Source organism: Bradyrhizobium sp. CAR08, assembly GCF_052871955.1.
In genome coordinates this window covers 178390-196229 of the sequence record NZ_JBIXJX010000009.1, presented here as the reverse complement: position 1 = coordinate 196229, position 17840 = coordinate 178390, and the positions used below count along the sequence as shown (strand labels likewise).

At 63.6% G+C, this 17840-nt stretch carries 22 protein-coding genes and 1 tRNA gene; 7 read left to right on the top strand and 16 right to left on the bottom strand.

Going from position 1 to position 17840, the window contains the following annotated elements; genetic code table 11:
- Positions 1-168 precede the first annotated feature (168 nt).
- Positions 169-357, top strand: a complete 189-nt coding sequence (locus ACIPUD_RS20465; RefSeq protein ID WP_446481437.1) for a hypothetical protein — start codon at positions 169-171, stop codon at positions 355-357.
- A 437-nt stretch (positions 358-794) separates the two neighbouring features.
- Positions 795-1031 (top strand): hypothetical protein, encoded by a 237-nt coding sequence (locus ACIPUD_RS20460; protein WP_026233472.1) that lies wholly within the window; start codon positions 795-797, stop codon positions 1029-1031.
- 3 nt (positions 1032-1034) lie between these two features.
- Here the strand turns inward: ACIPUD_RS20460 and ACIPUD_RS20455 are convergent, their stop codons facing one another.
- The 3 genes from ACIPUD_RS20455 to ACIPUD_RS20445 form a co-directional block, all read right to left on the bottom strand.
- On the bottom strand, positions 1035-1337 hold the full coding sequence (locus ACIPUD_RS20455) for a hypothetical protein (protein ID WP_026233471.1): 303 nt from the start codon (positions 1335-1337) through the stop codon (positions 1035-1037).
- Between the two features lie 91 nt (positions 1338-1428).
- Entirely contained in the window at positions 1429-3477 is a 2049-nt protein-coding gene (locus tag ACIPUD_RS20450; RefSeq protein WP_446481436.1) for an acetoacetate--CoA ligase, read from the bottom strand.
- 118 nt (positions 3478-3595) lie between these two features.
- Complete coding sequence (locus tag ACIPUD_RS20445; protein WP_018457964.1) at positions 3596-3823, bottom strand: hypothetical protein; 228 nt, start codon at positions 3821-3823, stop codon at positions 3596-3598.
- Positions 3824-4341: 518 nt separating this feature from the next.
- Here ACIPUD_RS20445 and ACIPUD_RS20440 point away from each other — a divergent pair.
- Positions 4342-5451, top strand: a complete 1110-nt coding sequence (locus ACIPUD_RS20440) for an AI-2E family transporter (RefSeq protein WP_026233470.1) — start codon at positions 4342-4344, stop codon at positions 5449-5451.
- A gap of 145 nt (positions 5452-5596) precedes the next feature.
- Positions 5597-5983, top strand: a complete 387-nt coding sequence (locus ACIPUD_RS20435) for an NUDIX hydrolase (protein WP_026233469.1) — start codon at positions 5597-5599, stop codon at positions 5981-5983.
- A gap of 1 nt (position 5984) precedes the next feature.
- On the opposite strand, the gene ACIPUD_RS20430 is transcribed toward ACIPUD_RS20435, so the two are convergent.
- The 4 genes from ACIPUD_RS20430 to ACIPUD_RS20415 form a co-directional block, all read right to left on the bottom strand.
- Positions 5985-6275: a hypothetical protein gene (locus ACIPUD_RS20430; protein ID WP_446481435.1), complete on the bottom strand. Its 291-nt coding sequence runs from the start codon at positions 6273-6275 to the stop codon at positions 5985-5987.
- A 104-nt stretch (positions 6276-6379) separates the two neighbouring features.
- Positions 6380-6607 (bottom strand): hypothetical protein, encoded by a 228-nt coding sequence (locus tag ACIPUD_RS20425; protein ID WP_018457959.1) that lies wholly within the window; start codon positions 6605-6607, stop codon positions 6380-6382.
- A 133-nt stretch (positions 6608-6740) separates the two neighbouring features.
- Positions 6741-6983, bottom strand: coding sequence for a hypothetical protein (locus ACIPUD_RS20420; protein ID WP_007590794.1), 243 nt, complete (start codon positions 6981-6983; stop codon positions 6741-6743).
- Positions 6984-7304: 321 nt separating this feature from the next.
- Complete coding sequence (locus ACIPUD_RS20415) at positions 7305-7475, bottom strand: hypothetical protein (protein WP_007590796.1); 171 nt, start codon at positions 7473-7475, stop codon at positions 7305-7307.
- Between the two features lie 488 nt (positions 7476-7963).
- Between ACIPUD_RS20415 and ACIPUD_RS20410 the strand changes: the two genes are divergently transcribed.
- The gene (locus tag ACIPUD_RS20410) at positions 7964-8626 is read left to right on the top strand and encodes a hypothetical protein (protein WP_446481434.1); all 663 of its coding nucleotides are present in this window, start codon (positions 7964-7966) and stop codon (positions 8624-8626) included.
- Positions 8627-8800: 174 nt separating this feature from the next.
- Here ACIPUD_RS20410 and ACIPUD_RS20405 read toward each other — a convergent pair whose 3' ends face one another.
- Entirely contained in the window at positions 8801-9160 is a 360-nt protein-coding gene (locus ACIPUD_RS20405; protein WP_143273397.1) for a hypothetical protein, read from the bottom strand.
- 161 nt (positions 9161-9321) lie between these two features.
- Here ACIPUD_RS20405 and ACIPUD_RS20400 point away from each other — a divergent pair, with 161 nt between their 5' ends.
- Positions 9322-9528, top strand: a complete 207-nt coding sequence (locus ACIPUD_RS20400) for a hypothetical protein (RefSeq protein ID WP_446481433.1) — start codon at positions 9322-9324, stop codon at positions 9526-9528.
- 83 nt (positions 9529-9611) lie between these two features.
- Here the strand turns inward: ACIPUD_RS20400 and ACIPUD_RS20395 are convergent, their stop codons facing one another.
- The 7 genes from ACIPUD_RS20395 to ACIPUD_RS20365 all read right to left on the bottom strand — a co-directional run bounded on the left by ACIPUD_RS20395 (position 9612) and on the right by ACIPUD_RS20365 (position 15521).
- Positions 9612-9794, bottom strand: a complete 183-nt coding sequence (locus ACIPUD_RS20395; protein ID WP_018457954.1) for a hypothetical protein — start codon at positions 9792-9794, stop codon at positions 9612-9614.
- A gap of 69 nt (positions 9795-9863) precedes the next feature.
- A complete protein-coding gene (locus tag ACIPUD_RS20390; RefSeq protein ID WP_446481432.1) occupies positions 9864-10055 on the bottom strand; it encodes a hypothetical protein in 192 nt (63 codons plus the stop codon).
- Between the two features lie 48 nt (positions 10056-10103).
- Positions 10104-10487, bottom strand: coding sequence for a hypothetical protein (locus ACIPUD_RS20385; protein WP_446481431.1), 384 nt, complete (start codon positions 10485-10487; stop codon positions 10104-10106).
- 113 nt (positions 10488-10600) lie between these two features.
- The gene (locus ACIPUD_RS20380; RefSeq protein WP_446481430.1) at positions 10601-10957 is read right to left on the bottom strand and encodes a hypothetical protein; all 357 of its coding nucleotides are present in this window, start codon (positions 10955-10957) and stop codon (positions 10601-10603) included.
- Positions 10958-11631: 674 nt separating this feature from the next.
- A tRNA-Lys gene (locus tag ACIPUD_RS20375) sits at positions 11632-11707 on the bottom strand.
- 318 nt (positions 11708-12025) lie between these two features.
- Entirely contained in the window at positions 12026-14701 is a 2676-nt protein-coding gene (locus ACIPUD_RS20370; protein WP_446481429.1) for a glycosyltransferase, read from the bottom strand.
- Between the two features lie 214 nt (positions 14702-14915).
- The gene (locus ACIPUD_RS20365; RefSeq protein ID WP_018457948.1) at positions 14916-15521 is read right to left on the bottom strand and encodes a beta-1,3-glucan biosynthesis protein; all 606 of its coding nucleotides are present in this window, start codon (positions 15519-15521) and stop codon (positions 14916-14918) included.
- Positions 15522-15850: 329 nt separating this feature from the next.
- Here ACIPUD_RS20365 and ACIPUD_RS20360 point away from each other — a divergent pair, with 329 nt between their 5' ends.
- A complete protein-coding gene (locus ACIPUD_RS20360; protein ID WP_162496338.1) occupies positions 15851-17410 on the top strand; it encodes a glycoside hydrolase family 17 protein in 1560 nt (519 codons plus the stop codon).
- Here ACIPUD_RS20360 and ACIPUD_RS20355 read toward each other — a convergent pair.
- Entirely contained in the window at positions 17370-17750 is a 381-nt protein-coding gene (locus ACIPUD_RS20355; RefSeq protein WP_018457946.1) for a hypothetical protein, read from the bottom strand. The two genes, ACIPUD_RS20360 and ACIPUD_RS20355, sit on opposite strands and share 41 nt — an antisense overlap.
- Between the last annotated feature and the right edge of the window lie 90 nt (positions 17751-17840).

Here is a 17840-nt window from a genome sequence, read left to right as displayed (position 1 = left end):
GCAACTGCGTCATCTCCCGATAACACGTCCGGACGTCCTGTCACCACCCGCGCTGGGTTTGCGCCGGTTATCAACAACGCGCCGGGCGAGGCTGCGCGATGAATTCCGCGATTGCGGTGTCGGCCGGTCCGGTGCTTCCATGCGCATGGCATCGGCTCGAGTGAACGCATGCGGAGCGCGTGGTTTGTCCTTCTCGCGGCCCTGGTTGCAACCACTTCGGCGCGCGCTGGCGGACCGCCCTATCCCGTGGTTCCGCCCGAGGTCGGGGTGGCGCCCTTCATCGGCCCGACCTGGGACACCTATCGCTGCGCGGAAGGGCCGGTCACCAATTTTTATCACGGCGCCTATTACGGCTAAGGAGCCGCCGGCGCTCTATCGCGGCTACGCGTACCGGCCGCATTACCGCTACAGCGCCTACCGCAGGCTGCCGCGCAAATATTTCTGCGTCACAGACTAGCGTTGCCGCGCCGCCACGGTGGTGCGGCGAGTGCCGACGGCCGGTTCCTGTGTTTCGTTTTTAACAGAGAGACCCAGGATTTGCCGTTAGAACGTGGACCGACCGGGGCTGGCGACATTTCAACCCGCATCCGTTTTCGAACCCGGATTTGGCCGCTGGCGTGATCGCCAGCGGCTTTTTCATGCTCGGCCATCACGAAATCATCTGACGGTAACGTGATCTCAACCAGCTTGGCGTATCGACGAATCCGTCGCGGATTTGTATTGCGTACCGCGACACCGAGATTGTCGCGCCGGCGCGGGTGCGCCGTGCGGGCTTTTTCGCCGGGACCTATTTCATGCCGAGCGCGATTGAGCAGATCGTCGACGTCTATGTCCGGCTGAAGAACCGGCGCGGCCTCGACGAGCTGATGATGCACAGGCAACGGCTTGCAGTCGATCTGAAGAGCAGGTCCGGCTACGACTTCAGCCTGCCGATCGGCCAGATCGACGAGGAGATCGCGATCATCGAAGCCGGCCTCAGCCGGCTCAAGTCGGGCGATATCGCCGCGACGGACGACGGACGGCCAGTTTGACGTTCAGTCGCGCCGGCCACCGTCGATGACGGTGAACAACGGCCGCGCCTGGGTCGGCTCGACCAGCAATTCCTCCACCAGCGCGGCCGCCGCATCGACATATTTGCGCGTCGGCTTGTCGAGGGGACGCGTGGCCTCGTCGTCGAGCGCGACCTTGGCGGCCTCGACCAGCTTGCGCATTCGCGCCGCGTGGTCATCGCCCGCCGTCAGCGTCGCGCGGGCCAGCGAGCGCAGCACGAACAGCTCGCCCTCGAGGCGGAGCAGACGGTCGTTCAGCCTGGAGAGGACGGCGTTGAGGTCGGCCATGGCGCGCGTTCGTTGCGGAAGATGCATCCTGCTCTAGCGGCGATCGGTGAACGGAGTCCAAACGGCATCGGCGCAATTGCGGCGATCTCCCTCAAGTCTCGCTCCGCGCCAGATAGTCGCGTGCGAAGGCGAGATACCAGTCGAGGCAGGCGGGATTGGCCATCGCCTCCCGGTTGATGACCTTCTCGACGGGCTGGCCGAGCAGCAGCTTCTTGATCGGCAGCTCCTGCTTCTTGCCCGAGAGCGTGCGGGGAATTTCGGCGACCGCAAAAATCTCGTTGGGCAGGAATCGGCGCGAGAGGCCGGCCTCGATCGCCTGGTTGATCTTCGCCTGCATCGCGCCGTCGAAGGCGACGCCTTCGCGCAGCACCACGAACAGGGGCATGTAGCTGTCACGGCCGAGATATTCGAGATCGACGACGAGGGAATCCAGCACCTCCGGCAAGGCCTCGATCGCGGAATAGAGTTCGCTCGTGCCCATGCGCAGGCCATGCCGGTTGATGGTGGCATCGCTGCGGCCATAGATGATGCAGGAGCCGTCCGGGTCGACCTTGAGCCAGTCGCCATGCCGCCACACCGGCCCACGGCCGGTGCCGTCGAAATTGTCCGGATAGGTCTCGAAATAGCTCGCGCGATAGCGCGCACCGCCCTTGTCGTTCCAGAAATAGAGCGGCATCGACGGCATCGGCTCGGTGCAGACGAGCTCGCCGACCTCGCCGATGACGGCGCGGCCCTGTTCGTCAAAGGCTTCCACGGCAGCACCCAGCAGACGGCACTGCATCGCGCCCGGCGTCTGCGGCAGTTCGCGATTGCCGCCAATGAACGCGCCGGCGAAATCGGTGCCGCCGGAGATGTTGGCCCACCAGATATCGGCCTGCGCCTTGCTGCCGTTGGTCTTCGACAGGCCAGCGAAGCGGTTGTTGAACCAGGCTTGGGTGTCGGCGCTCAGCGGAGAGCCGGTCGAGCCGAGACATCGAAGCTGTGAGAGATCACCGGCGGCGACGAGGTCGACCTCGGCCTTGGCGCAGTTGGCGAAGAACGCGGCGCCCGCGCCGAAGAAGGTCGCTTTCGACTGCGCGACGAAGCGCCACAGCGTGGTCCAGTCTGGCTTGTCCCTGGCGCCGCCGGGGCTGCCGTCGAAGATGCAGCAGGTAGTGCCGCTGAGCAGGCCGCCGACCTGGCTGTTCCACATGATCCAGCCCGTCGAAGAGTACCAGTGATAGCGCTCGCCGAACGAGGTCTCGTGGTAGGAGCAGCCGAGATCGTTGTGCAGTCCGAGCAGCGCCAGCACCACGATGACGATGCCGCCATGGCCGTGCACGATCGGCTTCGGCAGGCCGGTGGTACCGCTGGAATAGACGATCCAGAGCGGATGATCGAACGGCAGCCAGGCCGGCTCGAACGCGTCGATCTCCGCGCCGGTTGTTGCGCTAATTTCGGAGAGCAGGGCGTCGGCCGCTGCGGGCGCGGCGGCCTCGCTGTGCAGGATGACGTGCTCGACCGTCGGCAGCGACCGCCGCAGCTCGGCGAGGACGTCTTTGCGATCGTGCCGGCGGCCGGCATAGGTGACGGCGTCGCAGGCAATCAGTACTTTCGGTTCGATCTGCTTGAAGCGGTCGATCACGGCGGGCGCGGCCATGTCGGGCGCGCACAGGCTCCAGATCGCGCCGATGCTGGCGCTCGCCAGGAATGCGATGATGGTCTCGGGGATGTTGGGCAGATAGGCGGCGACGCGGTCGCCGGGCTTGATGCCTTTTTCTTTCAGATGCAGCGCGAGCGCAGCCGCCTTGCGCCGCAGCTCCGGCCAGCTCGTCTCGCAAAGCCTGCCGTCCTCGCCACAGCTGACGATTGCGGGCAGGCCGGCGGCGTCAGCCGCGTCCACGTGGCGGAACACCTGCCGGGCATAGTTGACCTGCGCGCCGGGAAACCAGAGCGCGCCGGGCATCTTGCGCTCGGTGATCACGGCGGCAAACGGCGTCGGCGATTGCAAATCGTAATAGTCCCAGATGGCGTGCCAGAACCCGTCGAGATCGCGCACCGACCATTGCCGCATCTCCTCGTAGCTGTCGAAGTTGAGGCCGCGCTTCTCGGCGAGCCAGGTGCGGTAAAGGGCGATCTGGGGAACGAAGGGTGAGGTCATTGCGTGTCGGCTTCAGTTGCGGGGCGGAGAGTTTAACCGTTGCCGCAGAGTAGCAGAAGCCGCAGTTCGGGCAGGGGGCGTTGACGGGAGTAGCTGGTCTGGGTCCGGTGGAAGCAGTCTACCCGCCGGCTCCGGCCCAACGCCTTCCGAACACGGGTGGCTTGGTTTTCACCGCTTCCCAGCCGAAGAAATGATGTTTGCCGGACCATGTGTGCACCACGCCGCTGCAGATGCTGCACTTGAAGGTGCCGGAATGCGCTTCGGCGTGCTCCTCCCTTGTCGCCGTGTAGTTCATGCTGCAACCCGCGCAGGTGAATTCTTCGATCGTCCAGATGGTATTGGCCATTGCACCGAAGTGGTTTGAGGGACCTCGATGGAAGCGTAGGTGCACGCCTTTGCATCGACGTAAACCGGTCGGCCGAAATCCGGTTAATCACCGTTAGCCAAGCCGGCATCACGTCGCGCACCTTGCCGGCGCTCGCCCACGGCGCCGCCGCAAGATCAATCGCCGGTCCGGATGCTTCGCATGTCCCGGTCGATGCACATCTGAACGCGCCTGATGGCGAGCAACGGCAGCCTGCCTTGCACGCGCCCGGTGCGGGCCCTGTCGCCGACGGCATAGGCGTAGCGCCAATAGCCCGGTGCGCCGTTTGGCTTCAGCGAAAAGCGGATGCCGCGGTGAATTCCCGCGTGTGCGACGGGCTCTCTGGGGCGGCGTGCCATCGTCTCGGAATGCAGAATGGCCCGATGCGTTCCTAATCGCCGGCTCGTGCCGGCCCGGTCGTCTTGACGCCGGGTGCGCGGCTGGCAATAACGCGGGGCCGCGCAAGTGCCGGAACCCGCGTCAATGCCGCAAGGAAAGCCGTGCCCGTGAAAAGTCTGCGTCAGCTCCTGACGGGCGAGGACATCATCCAGCTCGTGATCCGCGTCGGCCTGCTCGGCCTGCTGATCATCTGGACCTTGCTGATCATCCGCCCCTTCGTGCCGATCCTTGCCTGGAGCGGCGTGCTCGCGGTCGCGTTCTACCCGGCCTTCAGCTGGGTCGCCAAGATCCTCGGCGGCCGGCCCAAGACCGCAGCGGCGATCCTGACCCTGATCACGCTCGGCATCGTCATCGGTCCTGCGACCTGGCTCGGTATCAGCGCAGTGGACGGAGTGCGCGAGCTGGCGCACCAGCTCGGCACCGGCGACCTCGCGCTTCAATCGGCGCCGGAGCAGCTCAAGTCGTGGCCGGTCGTTGGCCCCTGGTTATTCGACCTCTGGGAGCAGGCCTACAACAACATCCGCGCAGTGCTGCGCGAGGTGGCGCCGTATCTCCAGCCGCTGGCGGGACCGCTCTTGTCGCTCGCGGGCGATGCCGGCGTCGGCACGCTCCAGTTCCTGGTCTCGGTGTTCGTGGCCGGCTTCCTGTTTCCGCACGGGCCGCGGCTGGTTGCGGCCGGCCGCGGTTTCCTGTTTCGCATCGTGCCCGAACAGAGCGAGCATTTCCTGGGGCTCGCGGGCGCGACCATCCGCGCCGTGGCGCAAGGCGTGATCGGCGTCGCGATCGTGCAGGCATTGCTCGCCGGCATCGGCTTCAAGCTTGCCGCGGTGCCGAGCGCCGGCCTGCTCGCCTTCATTGTGCTGCTGCTCTCGATCGTGCAGATCGGCGCCTTCCTGGTGCTGCTGCCGGTGATCATCTGGATCTGGACCGCCAAGGACGTCACCACCGCGCTGCTGCTCACCGTGTTTCTCGTCCTCGTCGGTTTCCTCGACACCATGTTGAAGCCGCTGGTGATGGGGCGCGGCCTGACCACGCCGACCATCGTCATCTTCGTCGGCGTGATCGGTGGCACGCTCGCCCACGGCATCGTCGGCCTGTTCATCGGCCCGATCATCCTGTCGGTGGCCTGGGAGATGATGATGGCCTGGATCAGGACGGAGGACCGGGCAGAGGCGGGGGCAAGGGCGGGCACAGCGGCGGGCGAGGGCTGATCTGGCGCCTCGAACGGCGGGATCGGCCTGCCGGGTTTAATCAGATCTGACGGCCTTGGCCCGGGTGATCAAGATCCATCCGGAACTTGTCTATCCGACTAGACAAGTTACCATGGGCTCGATTCTATTTTCGATTACGGCGGACATGGCGAAGTCTTCCAAACTGGTTGCCGCCAAGCGCGGCAAGGTATTGTTGGTCAGACGCCGGTCGGACGGCCTGTGGATGTTTCCGGGCGGCCGCAAGCGCGCGCGCGAGTCCGACAAGGACTGCCTGCGGCGGGAGATCAAGGAAGAGCTGCCCAAGCTGAAGCTCGGCCGGATCAGCCTCTGGAAGGAAGTGACGGCCAGGAACAAGCGTTCCGGCCGCAAGATGAGCGACGCGATCTTCATCGCCAAGGGCGCCAAGGGCAGGCTCGCGATCGGCGACAAGCACGAGATCGACCGCGCCGTCTGGCAGAAGCCGCGCGGCATCCGCCTAACGCCGACCTCGCGCTACATCCGCGACCGCCTGTTTCCGCGGAAGCGCGGGTGAGCTAGTCCTCCTCGTCCTCCGACGAGTGCTGTATCCGTCCGGTCCGGGTCCGCGAAAAATTGCCGCGCACTTGCGGCGCGGACACCCTGGCCATTTCGGTTTCGCGCCGCTCCTTGCGAGCCTGGCGCGCGCGCTTCATGGCCTGCTTGACCTGAGGGTTCGGTGAATCCTCCGCGAAGAACAGCACCACCTCGCAGCTCGGACATTGCCTGGAATAGCCGTCCTGCAACCGTCCCGCGCGGTCGCGGAATACGGTCTTGCAGCGCGTGCACTGAATCTGGACGAAACTCATGCGCGGTCGATCGACAATGACTGATGAAAATGGATCGTCAGGTGATCCCAAATGTCTGAAGAAAGCTTGAACGCGTCGGCGACTTCAAGCCGCTCGATCAGGCGCTATTGCTTGGCCGCCATCGTGTCCAGGCAATGGTTGAGATAGACGGTGCGATCCCTGGGCAGCACCTTCTCGAGATCCGCCTTCAGCGCGCATTCGCGCTGCCGCATCTGCTCGGCCCGCCGCTTCTCGGCCGCCTCGCGATATTCGGGAGCAACCTTGTTGGGATCGACGAGAGCCTGCGAGCGGGCGGGAGCCGTCACGGCGAGTGCAATGGCGGTGATGATCATGAACTGTTTCAAATGAGCCTCCGTAAAAGGCTCATCCTAGCGCTCGGGCGGCGAGGGCTCAAACGGCAAGTTCGCCGAGACGCCCGGCAGCCCAGTTGATTCAACTACCTGAAGTTGGGACTCGTGACGTCCGTCACTTCGGGACGTGGTCGATCTTGTGGCCGAGATGCCCGGTGTCGTGATCGCGCCGCAACTGGCTCAGCGATGTCTCGTTCAACTGATGCAAGACCTCGCTGAGTTCAGTCGTATCCGGATAACCGGCAGCAAAACCCTTGCCGTAGATCTTGCGCAACGTACCGACCAGCGTGTTGCCGTGCTTCTTGCTGATCGCGCCATCCTTGTCGCGGTGGCGATGATCCAGGCCCGTGTCCTTCATGGCTTTCTCCCTGAGCGGCGTCTGCGCGCCTGGAGAGAGCGTGCTCCCAAACGAGTTGATTGGCAACGGCACGGCGCGCGGCAGTTGAGCCTCGTCAAGATGTGGAAAGATCGAAGGCCGTGTGAAGCAGTTCACAAGCGATGGTCGAGATCGCTGCTACGAAGGCCTCATTGCTTGACCGATTGATATTTTGAAAACGCCCCAGCGCTCCACCAGGCGCTGGGGTTTTCACGTCGATCACCGCCACGGCCAGAGCGCGGGGCGCGCGATCGGTCGGGTGCTTTTCGAATGATGCCGAAGGCTGGTGCCGAAGGCGGGCGACTACGCGGCTTGCTCCTCGAACGAGGTGTAGACCTGGCCACCTGGACCGATCACCTGAACGCCCCAGCACCCGTCGGCGATGAGCTCCTTGGCCTTCTTGAGGGCGGCGGTGAGTGACAGCCGCTTGAGGCTGACGATTCCTGCCGTGTCGAAACCGCTGATTTCAAACATGCCGCTCCTCCCTGTTTTGTCGAATCCTACACTTTTTGAGCGGGTTGTCTCGCGGCTTTTGGGACAGGGGCCCGGCGCACGAGCAGGCGATGGCCAAAATCGCGAAAACAACCCCATGCACAGTAGCTAAGTCCCGCTGGCGCAACGCTTTCTTTTTGGCCCACGGCGGTCCTGCATCCGGCGGAGACGCCGGTTGACGCGTCGGGCAAAACAGGGGTAGTCTGCCAACTTCGGAAAATCCGCTTCGGACCAGGGCGGCTTCCCGGGATGGGGAGGAGCTCGCGCACCGGCCTGCCTGTCATGACCCTCGCACGACCCCGTAGTCGGCCGGGATGGCCGGGGTCTGCAGCAGGCCGCGGCCGCTAACGTGGAATTAAGCTGAAAAGCCCACAATTTTAGACAGTTGTAGATGGGTGCTGCGTAAGGGAGCTGTCGCGAGGACGTTCCGGCGACGGCTTCCCGTTGCTCGCTCATTTGGGGTCAATGCCATGACCGCGACTTTCGAAACGCAAGGCCTTGTCGAACAGCTCGACCCTGCAGCACTGGCTGCGGCCATCGCCGCCGGCGAACCCGCAAGTTTGGACGCTCCGGAACCGATCAAGCGATCCAGCCGGACGTCCGTCATGGCGCTGTCGGTGTGTGCCCTGGCCATCAACGGCGCCGCGGCGATCTACACATGGCCGTCCGGCTTGCCATCGCTGAATCTGAGCAGCCTGGCTGATCTGCTCCCGCGCCAAGAGCCTTCAGCGCCGAAGCCGGATCCGGTTGTCGCGGCCTTGAAGGATATTCAGTCGACCCAGCAGCAACACACGGCTTCGCTGCAGGAGAGCAATCAGGCCTTGCAACAAAACGCGGCTGTGCTGCAGGCGGATTCGATGGTGCTGCTTTCGCTCCGGCAGAGCATCACGGATGAACGGGTCGATGTGAGGAAGGTATCTTCGCAGCTGTCCACGCTGATTGCGAAGATCGACTCGCTGCAAAATGCCATGATGTCGGACGTCACGTCCTCGGTTCGAAGAGCGCATGCGCGCTATGGACTGTCCGCCGCGATGCGCAAGCGGATCGTTCGGCAGTCGAAATCTGCAGGTCCCGTTTCAGTTGGAGGAGCGCCGCTGAGCGTGCCTGCCACCGTTTCGGGCCCGGAGAGCTGAGGATAGGGTCAGGCAAGTGATCTGGGACTTTGTCCGCGCTCACTTGGCGGGCTCACGTGAGCGCGGCTTTTTACCCGACTTGGAACTACGGAATGCTGGTGACAGTGCGCTCCGGCACTGTCACCGGATCCTAAGAAGCGACCAGGGGCCCGCCGGTTTGCCCTGAGGGGCCGTTCAATAGTAACGACGCCGCGGACGGCGCTCGTAATAGTCATCGCCGTAATAGCCTTGCCGGCCCTGTTGAAACTGCGGCGGAACCGTTCCGGTCGGGTAACACTGGCCGTCGCGGGTATCGATATCGGCACCGTTTCCGCAAGGAACGGGATAATGGCCATAGCCTCTACCGCCACCATAGTACTGCCGTGCAGCCTGTTCTTGCGGCGGCAAGTAGCCGTTGGGGTAGCACATGCCGTCGCGGGCGCTGACGTCCCAGCCGTGGCCGCACGGCGGTGGGTGCACAGGGACACGGTATTGAACCTGATGAACCTCACCGAGCTGTAGAGCCAGCAAGGTTGCGACAACTGCACCGATCATCGGACTTCTCCCAATCGCACTATGCCTACGCCTGAGCGGCTGAATGATCGCTGAACGGGTTCACGCCGGCGATCTTAACCTCACTTTAGGAAATCGTTGTTCGGCGGCGTGCCGTTGGATATAAAGGGAGCCGCCGTTAGCGTCAGTTGCGTCCGTGAGTCATGATTACCTATAAGCAGTACCATATCCAGCAAGTCGAGCACGGCCCCAAGCGCTGGGTTGCTCGCATCACGCGGACAGACGGCCAAAACATCCGCACGATAATGCCGGCGACTGAGCGTCCCTACCTCGACACGAAGCCGACAACGTCCGCCGACGAAGCCGAGGCGCTTGCCAAGGAAGGCATCGACTTCGGCGGCGTGGTGTAGGCCGTCGTCGGGGTCGACTGACATTCGTTCGCGAACTCGCCGGTGGCTTCATCCGCCTCCGCAGCCGGCTTTTCACCCAAGAACTATTGTGGCTCGGTTGGCTTGTCTCGCTCATGGCTCTCGGCTTCGGCGGCCGCGCACGCATCCATGCCATGGCATTTGCTCAGATAGTACCGAGCGCCTGCGAAGATCGAGCAAACAATCACCACGGAAACCAGCAGGAAGATCATCCACCGTCGGTTCAACATTCCCATGACCTTCTGCACCCGCCATCCGACGCGGCCCGTTCGCCTGACCGGCCCAGCCAGGCGAGGCGAGGGGTCGATAAGCTCAAATCAGACCTTGTGCTTCGGATTCAGTCTAGCCTCACGCTCCAGCCGCTCGGACTTCAGGCGTTTGAGGTTTTCCTGAAACTCCGGAGTGGCTTGGCTGTCCGCTATTGTCTGTCTCGATCCTATCGGATTGAGGGTCCTTCGCTCGGCTTCGTCCGCGACTTGTTGCTCGGCCGACCGTTTGGGTTTGATCATTTGCTTTTTGCCTTGAGGCCGAGATTGACCACGCGGGCGCCGGTCAAATCATTTTCGATTTGGCCGATCGCGTCGAACGTTCTGGAATTCCTCGGGTCCCTTGACGAGCCGCCGCTTGCGGCTGGCCTGATCATCCGGGCTCGCTTTGTTGTCTTTGAGCTTGTCGATCGCGTTGCCCGCCATTTCCCGAGCCCGCTCGGACGAGGCCTTGGCGGCAGACGTGACCGCGAGGGCAGGGGCGGGTTTGCCCAAGCCAATCTCGACCAGCCGACGGATAGATTCAGAACGAGCGGGAGTGTCTTGCTGCCCCGACGCCCATGAGTCGATCTGAGCGACAGTCGCCTCCGGCCAGCGCGTGCCGATCTGGACGCCCTGACCAGTAGCGGGGCGGCCGCGATGTTTTTTGGCACGAATCTTTTTTGCTGGTTTCATTTATTTTGGTACCAAAAAATCAAGCGGAGGGGAAGCGCGAACTTCCGATGACTGCGCCTGCTTGGTGCACTGTCACCGCAGTCCCCACGCAACATGTCGATCACAGATTGAAGTCAGGCGGCGCCCCGTAGAGGGAGCGCCAGTTGTACAGCAAATGGTCGGGAAGCATTTGCCCGGACGAAGGCCTGCAAGGCCGGCGTGATCTCGCTACTCGTGACACGCTTGGCAAGCTCATCTGCGATCTCGCTGGTGGCATCGCGAGACCGGCCTTCGATGGCGTTGAAGGCGACGATACGGACGGGATAGGCGTACTGCCCGGAGAGTAGGTCGCGGATGATGCTCTCGACGTCGGTGTCCTGCTCGTCGGTCTCGCGCCAGGAGCAGCCGGCGCGCGCGCCGAAGTCTTCCAGCACCAGGTAAATCTCCCGGTCAAGCCGATCCAGCGGCACAATCGACGGCGCATGACGCATGACGCAACTCCTACTCAAGAGGAGCAATCGTTCGACTGTCCGTTCGTTCCGCCCGGAACTCAGGCCGATAGGCAAATGAAAGAGGCGGACGTTTGAGAAGCGGTCTTACTTCTTTGGCAGAAGTCCCAAGACGAACCATTGAGCCGGAAACAGTGGAAACAGCAGCGCTCCCCAGATGAACCAAATGCGCCTAGACCGGCCTCTCTGTGCCGCAAAATTGGCGGTCACGCGCCCACACCACATCATCAGGGTGACAATGACCAAGCCAAACATGATTGAGGCAAGCATGGAGTGGCTCCTGCCGATGGTCCGTTGGTTATCATATAGGATTGGCCTGTCGCCGGGGAGAGAGCCCAAATCAAGATTGCGCGCTTAAGGCGGGGACGACCGGCGCCGCCTTACTTTACTTGTTCTCTGGCTCCGGTGACGAGGCGGAGCCCGGCGTGCGGGACGTCGGCACCGTCTGAGAGAGCGGCAACTGAGGCGGCCTATTTGGGGCGGAATGGCTTTGGGCACACCAGTTTTCCGGAAGAGTCTCGTCGGCAAGCGCCGACATCAAAGCGCCGCTCATTTGCGGCGGCAGGACGCGTCGGCAGCGGAATTCCAGCTGCCGACACAGTGCCGACATGGAGCTTTCTGTCGAAGTTGCGTTTGGGATTACTGCTTCATTGTGTTGGTGAGCGCGCTGGGGCTCGAACCCAGGACCCCGTGATTAAAAGTCACGTGCTCTACCGGCTGAGCTACGCGCTCCCATGGCCGCTGATGGCTTCAAAGAAATCGCCATCGTCTTCGGTCATTTGGAAAAGCATGTCTTGCCGCCACATCGACGCAAGCGTTGCGGAAAAACCGGCTGTTTCCGGATCATGCTTTCGGCCCGCGCTGTGTAGGGGGATGGGGCGCGGAGGTCAATAGCTCGGGTGGTTGCCGAACTTGAAGGCAACAGCGGGAATTCGCTCGCCGTTTCCAATGCTTGAGCCGGGATTTTCAACCCGAATGGCGGCCGTCATCCACGCCGAAGAAGCCGCGACGTCCGCCCACGGGACGGAGGATGCCACGTTCGGAGCCCCGTCAGTTCGCTTCCCGCCGGACCTCGCTCGGCACCGGCACTTGCTGCGGCGTGCCGGCGGGGGTGGGTAGCGCGACCGGGCGCAAGCCGATCAGCTCGGCGGTGCGGATCGCGCTGTCGCGCCAGAACTGGAACGAGTTGATGCGGCTGAGCTCGAGGATGGCGATGGCGACCGCGGCCAGGAACGGCAGGCTCTGCAGCACCAGCACGCCGGCGAAGATGTAGATCTCGGTGATCTGGCGGTAGCTGTTGGAGGCCACCAGCACGCCGGCGCCGATCAGGAGCAGGGCGCCGATCACGGCCTCCCAGAACGCCTGGAACTCGATCGACATCCTGGACAGGCCGCCCTTGGAGGTGCGCGCGAACGCAATGTGCTCGGTGATCAGTCCCTGCGCCACCGCGCGCGACACCGTCCACTGCACGCTCATCGCCGCGATCATCGCGCCCAGCATCTGGCCGGGCTTGATCGCGACGCGCGCGCGGTACATCGACAAGAAGTGTACGAGCGAGACGATGAAGGCGCCGATGATCGGCAGCGTCAGGATCTTGTCGGGGATGGCGATGTCGGCGAAGGCGACGATCGGCACCCAGACGAGGTTGAGCAGCGCCACGACGACGCCGAGGCTTTCGGCACCCAGCCAGTTCAGCCAGCCCAGGCCATATTCGCGCTTCTGGTCGGGCGTCAGCCGGCTCCGTCCGGGCAGGAAGTTCCGCCAGTGCTTCTTGACGATCTGGAGGCCGCCATAGGCCCAGCGGTGACGCTGCTTCTTGAAGGCCTCGTAGGTATCGGGCAGCAGGCCCTGGCCGTAGCGGTGGTTGGTGTAGTGCGTGGTCCAGCCGAGCTGCTGAATCGAAAGGCCGAGATCCGAGTCCTCGCAGATCGTGTCCGACGACCAGCCGCCGGCCATGTCCATCGCGGCGCGGCGGATCAGGCACATCGTGCCGTGCACGATGATGGCGTTGGTCTCGTTGCGCTGGACCATGCCGATGTCGAAGAACCCGGCATATTCGCCGTTCATGATGTAGTGCATGATCGACAGGTCGCCGTCGCGATGTTCCTGCGGCGCCTGCACCAGGCCGACGCTGGGATCGGCGAACGCCGGCACGAGGTCCTTCAGCCAGTCGGGATCGACGACGTAGTCGGCATCGAGGATGCCGATGATCTCGGCGTCGACGGCGGTGCGGTCCATCGCGATGCGCAGCGCCCCGGCCTTGAAGCCCTGCACCTTCTCGGCGTTGATGAACTTAAAGCGCTCACCGAGCGCGCGGCAATGATCCTGGATCGGCTGCCAGAAGGCAGGGTCCGGCGTGTTGTTGATGATGACGACGCATTCGTAGTTCGGATAGTTCAGCCGCGACAGCGCATCGAGCGTCTGCTTGAGCATCTCGACTGGTTCGAAATAGGCGGGGATGTGGATCGAGACCTTCGGGCAATAATTCTCGGGCACGTCCTCGACCGGCTTACCTTTCGTGAGCAGCCGCTGCGGCGGCCGGCCGAATGCGACGGCCGCGATCTCGTCGATGCGCGCCATCGCGATCAGCACGAGGGGAACAAGCAGGATCATGCCGAGCGTGAGCGCGAAGGCCGAGCCGAAGATGAAATAGTGCCCGTTCCAGAACGCGAACACGGTGGCAGCCCAGGCGCCGACGCCGTTGGCGGTGGCCGACAGCAGGAACGCCTGCTTCGCCGTCGGCTGCTGCAGCCGCAGGATCGGCAGCGACAGCAGGATACCGACGAGGAGCGCCACACCCATCAGCTTCCAATAATCGGGATTTTGCACCGGGCCGGTCCAGGCAAATTTCGGCTCACGGCTGGCGTTGAGGATGCCCCAGTACGGACCGACGCCGCCTTCGAAGTATTTCCAGGGCTGATCGATGGCCTCGACGATGTTGTATTCCATGCCGATGGCGTCGGCGCGGCTGACGAAGTTGCGCAAGGTCAGTGCTTGCTGGAACGGACCGGGGTCGGCGTTGCGTAAATTGTAACCCGCGCTCGGCCAGCCGAATTCGGCGATCACGATGCGCTTGCCGGGGAACAGGTTGCGTAACAGATTGTAGCGGTCGACGGCCTGGTCGACCGCCTGATCCGAGCGGAAGTTTTCCCAATAGGGCAGCACGTGGGCGGCGATGAAGTCGACGTTGGAGCCGAGGTCGGGATTGTCGCGCCAGATGTTCCAGATCTCACCGGTCGTGACGGGTACGCGGACCGCGCCCTTGACCTTCTTGATCATCTCGATGAGGTCTTCGACCTTCTGCTCGCCGCGGTAGATCACCTCGTTGCCGACGACGACGCCGTTGACGTTGCTGTTCTTGCGCGCGAGCTCGATGGCGGCCTTGATCTCGCGCTCGTTGCGATCCTTGTCCTTGTCGATCCACGCGCCGACGGTGACCTTGAGGCCGAACTCCGCCGCGATCGGCGGCACCAGTTCCACGCCGCCCGTGGACGAATAAAGGCGGATCGCGCGCGTCATCGTCGACAGCGTCTTCAGGTCGGCGCGGATTTTCTCCACCGTCGGAATGTTGTCGATATCAGGATGAGCCGAGCCCTCGAACGGGGCATAGGAGACGCTGGGCAGCAGGCCCTTGAAGTCGGGCGCGGGTTCCTTATCGCGCAAGACTCCCCAGAGGCCGGCGTGGAGCGCGGACACAAGCAACAGAACGGCGGCGACAACCCGCATCGCGGCTAAACCAAAAGGGGCTGAGGGGGCAGGGAAGCGGATCCGACCCCGAGATCCGACCAAGTCCGCGGCAAATGGAGCATACCTCTGCCGCGCGGTTTCACAACTGTCATCGCCTCATGACCGAATGAGGGCATGCACATTTCGAAATTCGCAGCAGTGCCAATTGCTTCTATCGCCGATCGTTCCTGAACGGAGGCTGAAACAATCGCGGCTATTTCGGGGGCGCCGGTGACGGGCTTGCCGCCGGCGAGGGGCTCGCGGCCGGCTGCGGCTGCGCATTGCCCGATGCGGGCGCGGCCGGCTGCGAGGCCGCGGCCGCCGCCTGCTGCGGCTGCGACGCCGGGTTGATCCAGCAAGCGTGCACACGGCTGTCCAGGGTTTCGGCGACCTTGGGATCGATCTGGCCGCCGAAGCGGGTCAGGCAGCGGAAGGCGGCCTGGATGTGGCCGCCGGGGCAGCCGAAACGGTCATAGAGGTCGAGATGGCGGAATGCGGTATCGAGGTCGTCCCGCCACATCAGCCGCACCACGCGGCGGCCGAGCCAGACGCATTCGGGGTTGCCGGCCGGGCCGCTGATGACCTGGGCTGCTTCGGCGAATTCGTCGGTGCGGCGCTGATTCTGAGCGGCATCCTTGGCCGTGTCGGCGGGCTGGGCGGCTGCCTTGCTCTGGTCGGGGGCGGGCGTGCCGCTCTGGGCGGAGGCCGCGCCGATACCCATCAGGCCGATACCCATCAGGATGACAAGGGAAGAAACGGCCAAGGTGGCGGCGAACTGCCGCAGGACCGCATTTCGTAACTCGAACACCCGTTGCCGCATGAATTCCCCAATATATCACTGACCGTCCGCGTCAGGACCTTCGCGGACGCGCTCGGTGATGGCGTCCAAATGGGTCTCCAATGCGGCGGAAAAGTCCTCCCGAGTCCATGGCCTGAATCTGGAATTTTGTCCAGCAAAGTCACGATCCTAGGCCTCGGTCGAACGGCCGCAGGTAAATTCCTCAGGGGAGGGATGGATCCATAACGGAGTCACCCCCTTGGCAGACGGCGTGCTAGCAGGTAATCGACGGCCCTTCGCGGAGGACGGAACCGATTTCTCTTCGTACGCCACTGGCGCTTCTGCTCGTTTCATTGGGTGCGATCGCTGCCGTGTGGTGGTGGCTTGCCACGCCGATCTCGCTCGCGCGCGCCCCGATCGATCCCGCCGACAAGGTCCAATGCGTCTCCTACGCGCCGTTCCGCGGCGAGCAGTCGCCGCTGAACGCATGGACTCATATCGAGGCCGATCAGATCGAGCAGGACCTGCGCCAGCTCAAGGAGATCACCGACTGCGTCCGCACCTATTCGATGGAGAACGGGCTCGACCAGGTGCCGGCGATCGCGGCCCGGATCGGCGGGCTGAAGGTGCTCCAGGGCATCTGGCTCTCCAGCAACCGCACCAAGAATTTCGAGCAGGCCGCGCTCGCCATTCGCCTTTCCAAGGATTTCCCCGGGATCATCACCAGCATCATCGTCGGCAACGAAGTGCTGCTGCGCGGCGAGATGACGACCGCGGACCTCGTCTCCATCATCCGCTCGGTGAAGGCGCAGGTCAGCGTGCCCGTCACCTATGCCGATGTCTGGGAGTTCTGGCTCAGGAATCGCGAGATCTATGACGCCGTCGACTTCGTCACGATCCACATCCTGCCCTATTGGGAAGACAATCCGGTGCGGGCCAAGTTCGCCGCCTCCCATGTCGAACAGATCCGCGAGCGCATGGCGGTCGCATTTCCCGGCAAGGAGATTTTGATCGGCGAAACCGGCTGGCCGAGCGAAGGGCGCATGCGAGATGGCGCGCTGCCGTCGCGCACCAACCAGGCGCGCGTGGTCTCGGAGATCCTGAGTCTGGCGAAAGCGCAGAAATTCCGCGTCAATCTGATCGAGTCCTACGACCAGCCGTGGAAGCGCAAACTGGAAGGCACCGTCGGCGGCTATTGGGGCCTCTATGACTCGGTGCGCCGGAGCCTGAAATATCCGCCGGGCGAGCCGATCAGCAATTTCCCGTACTGGAAATGGTACATGGCCGCCGGCATGGGCCTCTCCGTGCTGGTGTTCGCGGTCGCGGGCCTGACGTTGCGGCGCAGACCCTGGACGCCGCGCTTCTCGTCCTGGCTCGGCGTGGCGATCTCGGCAACCTCGGCCGGCATTCTGCTCGGGATCGGCGCCGACAAGATGTACTACGAGAGCTACGGCATCGGCGGCTGGCTGCTGTGGGGCGCGCTGCTCGCGGCTGGCATCCTGTCGCCGATCTTCTGCGCGCAGGCGATGGTGATCGGCCGCAGCCTTCCGACCTTCCTCGATCTGCTTGGTCCGCGCGAGGGCCGGAAATGGTCGAAGCTCACCGCCGTGCTCGGCTTGACGCTGGCAGTGACGGCGGTCATCGCGGCGCAGACCGCGCTCGGATTCGTGTTCGACCCGCGCTACAAGGATTTCCCTTACGCCGCGCTGACGATGGCGGTTGTGCCGTTTGCGCTGTTGATGCTGAACCGGCCGCAGATCGGCCAGCGTCCGATCGCGGAATCGGTCTTCGCCGGCGTGCTGACGCTGTCGGCGGCCTATGTGCTGTTCAACGAGGGCCGCGACAATTGGCAGTCGCTGTGGACCTGCGCGATCTATCTCTTGTTCGCGCTCACGCTGTGGCGGGCGCGGGCCGAGCAAATCCAAGAATGAGCAGGCCGATCGCCAGGCCCGACAGCACGACATTGTAGAGCACGATGCCAAGGCCCGCGGCGATGATGCCGGCGGTGAGCAGCACGATGGACGGCCGCATCAGGTTCAGCGTTGCCACCACCAGCGCGACGATGCCGAACACCGAATTCTTGAACAGCACGGTCGAGACCGAGCGCGCCTTGCAGACCAGGGTCTGAAGCCCGGCGTCGCAGGCGAGACCGACCTGCGAGTTTTCGATTCCGAGATAGCGCAGATAGAGCGCATAGCCGACGCTGGCGAAGCCGACGACGATCAGGAACTGCACCTGGTAGGGCGTGAGGCGGAAGGGCTTTTTTGTCATGGCGGCAATATGGTCGGGATGGTGGAACGGGGCAACAGGGGAGGCGCAAGTTTCTCGCGACCTGCGTGAGATCCTTCACCCATTACGCTG